The organism is Aeromicrobium sp., from assembly GCF_050700635.1.
In the GTDB taxonomy this organism is placed as follows: domain Bacteria; phylum Actinomycetota; class Actinomycetes; order Propionibacteriales; family Nocardioidaceae; genus Aeromicrobium.
This window is the reverse complement of the sequence record NZ_JBOHDT010000052.1, coordinates 1-3,307: the sequence shown is the minus strand read 5'-3', so window position 1 is coordinate 3,307 and position 3,307 is coordinate 1. Positions and strand designations below refer to the sequence as shown.

Genomic DNA, 3,307 nt, shown 5'->3' with positions numbered 1-3,307 from the left:
ATCTGGTGGGACCACACCGACAAGGAGGGCGGCGACCAGCGGTTCGCCCGCGAGTCGGAGGTCTACATGGGCATGTGCCGACGCTGGCGCGAGGTGCCCAAGCCGGTGGTCGCGATGGTGCACGGCGCTTGCATCGCGGGCGGGCTGATGCTGGCCTGGTCCGCCGACTTCATCATCGCCTCGGACGACGCGTTCTTCTCCGACCCGGTGGTGCGCATGGGCATCCCCGGCGTCGAGTACTTCGCGCACCCGTGGGTGATGAACCCGCGGGCGGCCAAGGAGTTCCTCTACTCCGGCGACCGGTTCACCGCCGACCGGGCGCTGGCGCTGGGCATGGTCAACCAGGTGGTGCCGCGCGACGAGCTGGAGAGCACGACGCTGGCGTTGGCCGGCCGCATCGCGGAGATGCCGCGCTTCGGCCTCGCCCTGACCAAGAAGGCAGTCAACCAGGCCGAGGACCTGCAGGGCATGCGGGCCGGGATGGACTCCGTCTTCGGGCTGCACCACTTCGCGCACGCCCACAATGCCGAGACGTCCGAGGACTCACTCGCCGGGCTCGACGCCAGGTCGATGGCGGCCCGCAACAAGGAGCAGGAGCCGGGGTGAACCTCGACTTCACCCCAGACGAGCTCGCCTTCCGGGACGAGGCGCGGGCCTGGCTCGCCGAGAACGTCCCGGCGGAGACGCTGCCGTCGATGGACACAGCCGACGGTTTCGTCGCCCACCAGGAGTGGGAGCGACGCCTCGCCGATGCACGGTGGTCGGTGGTGTCGTGGCCCGAGGAGTTCGGCGGCCGCGGCGCCTCTCTGGTCGAGTGGGTCATCTTCGAGGAGGAGTACTACCGCGCGGGTGCTCCCGGCCGCGTCTCGCAGAACGGCATCTTCCTGCTCGCGCCGATCATCTTCGACCACGGCACCGATGAGCAGCAGCAACGGTGGCTGCCGTCGATGGCGACCGGGGAGAGTATCTGGGCCCAGGCCTGGTCCGAGCCCGAGGCCGGCTCCGACCTCGCGTCGCTACGCGCGACCGCCCGAGCGGTGGACGGTGGTTGGGTGCTGAACGGGCAGAAGACCTGGTCGTCCCGAGCGGCGTACGCACACCAGGGGTTCGGCTTGTTCCGCTCCGACCCCGACGAGGAGCGGCATCGGGGGCTGACCTACTTCTGCTTCCCCCTGGACGCCGACGGCCTGACTGTGCGGCCGATCGCGCAGCTCGACGGAGAAACCGGATTCGCCGAGCTGTTCTTCGACGACGTATTCGTGCCGGATACCGACGTGCTGGGGCAGCCCGGTGACGGCTGGCGGGTGGCGATGAGCACCGCGGGCAACGAGCGCGGGCTGTCGTTGCGCTCGCCGGGCCGGTTCTGCGCCGCTGCCGACCGCTTGCTCGACCTGTATGCCGACGCACCTGACCCAGCACTCTCGTCGTCCGTTGTCGACGCCTGGGTCAAGGCCGAGGCCTACCGCCTCTACACCTGGGGCACCGTCACCCAGCTCGCCGGCAGTGCTGACTCGGGAGGGGGCGACATCGGCGCAGCAGGTTCGGTGAACAAGGTCTGGTGGAGCGAGCTCGACGTCGACCTGCACGAGACCGCGCTCGACCTGCTCGGCCCCAATGCTGAGGTCGCGTCGGCCTGGACGGACACCTACCTGTTCTCGCTGTCCGGACCGATCTACGCGGGCACCAACGAGATCCAGCGCAACATCGTCGCCGAGCGCATCCTCGGCCTGCCCCGGGAGCCGCGCGGGGAGGCCCGCCGATGAGGTTTACCCTGACCGACGAGCAGACCGGCTTCGCCCGCTCCCTCGACGACCTGCTGTACAAGGCCGACACCGCCGCCGTGAACCGCGCCTGGGCCAACGGCGACCACGAGCCCGGCCTCAAGCTGTGGTCCCGCCTGGCCGACCTCGGCGTCACCTCCCTCGCCACCGAGGCCACGCCCGTCGAAGTGTGCATCGCGTTCGAGGCGCTTGGTCGCCACGCCGTTCCCGGTCCGTGGATCGAGTCGGCCGCGTACCTGCCCATGGCGCTGCCAGATGAGGACTTCTCGGAGAAGCGCGCCACCGTCGCGGTGCCGTACGCCTTGGGCGCCGACGTGGCCGACGCGGTATACGCCCTCAAGGACGGGTCACTTCACACGGCGACTGTTGGCGACCCTGTCACGTCGATCGATCGATCCCGCCACCTGTTCGACGTCGTGGTCGGCGAGCCCGTCGAGACGACAACCCTGGACGCAGCCTTCGAGCTAGCGGCGCTGGCGACATCCGCCCAGCTGCTCGGCGCCGGCGAGCGCGTGCTGGCCGACACGGTCGCCTACGCCAAGCAACGCAAGCAGTTCGGCCGCGAGATCGGCTCGTACCAAGCCATCAAGCACCAGCTGGCCGACGTCCGGATCGCCCTCGACTTCGCCCGGCCACTCGTCTTCGGCGCGGCCGTCGACCCGACGCCGCGCTCCGTCTCAGCGGCGAAGATCCAGAGCTCAGACGCGGCCCACCTCGCATCCCGCGTCGGCCTGCAGGTCCACGGCGCGATCGGCTACACCGACGAGTACGACCTGAGCCTGTGGCTGCTCCGCATCCGTGCGCTGCAGTCGGCATGGGGGACGACCGCGTTCCACCGCGACCGTCTGCTCACCGAGCTCCTGGACGCGCGATGACCGACCTCGTGCCCACCCGGGAGCATACTGAGCTCGCGAGCTCCGTGCGCGCCCTGCTCGACAAGCGTTCGGACAGCCAAGCGGTCCGGAAGGCGATCAAGGAGCCGACCGGGTTCGACACCGACCTCTGGTCGACACTCTGCGACCAGATGGGCGTGGCCGCTCTCGCCATCCCGGAGGAGCATGGCGGCGCCGGCTTCACCCTCGTCGAGACCCACGTCGTCCTCGAGGAGCTCGGCCGGGCACTCACGCCGTCCCCGCTGCTCGCGTCCGTCGTCGCCACCGAGGCGCTCCTCGCGTCCGGCCACCACGAACCGCTCGCCCGCATCACCGAGGGTGCCGTCGCCACGGTTTCCTGGCCGGGCGTCAGCGCTGAAGACGGAGTGCTCAACGGCTCGGCCGCCCCCGAACTCTACGGCGACGTGGCCGAGATCCTGGTGATCGCCGCCGACGACGGCCTGTTCACGGTGGACCCCGAAGCCGTCGGGCTCACTCGCACGCGCCTGACCGGCATGGACCTGACGCTCGGCTTCTCCCGGCTCGACTTCGACGACGTCGAGGCCCAGCGGATCTCCGACGATACGGCGGCTGCCGACTCCGCCCATCGGGTCGGCACCCTCGCAACCGCCGCGCTCGCGGTCGGCTGCGCCC

4 protein-coding genes are annotated in these 3,307 nt (G+C 70.2%); all 4 read left to right on the top strand.

Features of this window, described 5'->3' with window-relative positions; genetic code table 11:
- Positions 1-606 (top strand): enoyl-CoA hydratase (locus tag ACRDPN_RS03730; protein WP_431445988.1); only part of this gene is annotated, 606 nt, incomplete at its 5' end.
- Positions 603-1,763: an acyl-CoA dehydrogenase family protein gene (locus ACRDPN_RS03725; RefSeq protein ID WP_431445987.1), complete on the top strand. Its 1,161-nt coding sequence runs from the start codon at positions 603-605 to the stop codon at positions 1,761-1,763. The genes ACRDPN_RS03730 and ACRDPN_RS03725, both read left to right, overlap by 4 nt.
- A complete protein-coding gene (locus ACRDPN_RS03720; RefSeq protein ID WP_431445986.1) occupies positions 1,760-2,656 on the top strand; it encodes an acyl-CoA dehydrogenase family protein in 897 nt (298 codons plus the stop codon). The genes ACRDPN_RS03725 and ACRDPN_RS03720 overlap by 4 nt, the downstream gene beginning before the upstream one ends.
- Positions 2,653-3,307 (top strand): acyl-CoA dehydrogenase family protein (locus ACRDPN_RS03715; protein ID WP_431445985.1); only part of this gene is annotated, 655 nt, incomplete at its 3' end. The genes ACRDPN_RS03720 and ACRDPN_RS03715, both read left to right, overlap by 4 nt.

Bases quoted from the DNA above. Each gene is read 5' to 3' on its own strand.
- ACRDPN_RS03720 (WP_431445986.1), top strand. From the start codon at position 1,760: ATGAGGTTTACCCTGACCGACGAGCAGACCGGCTTCGCCCGCTCCCTC.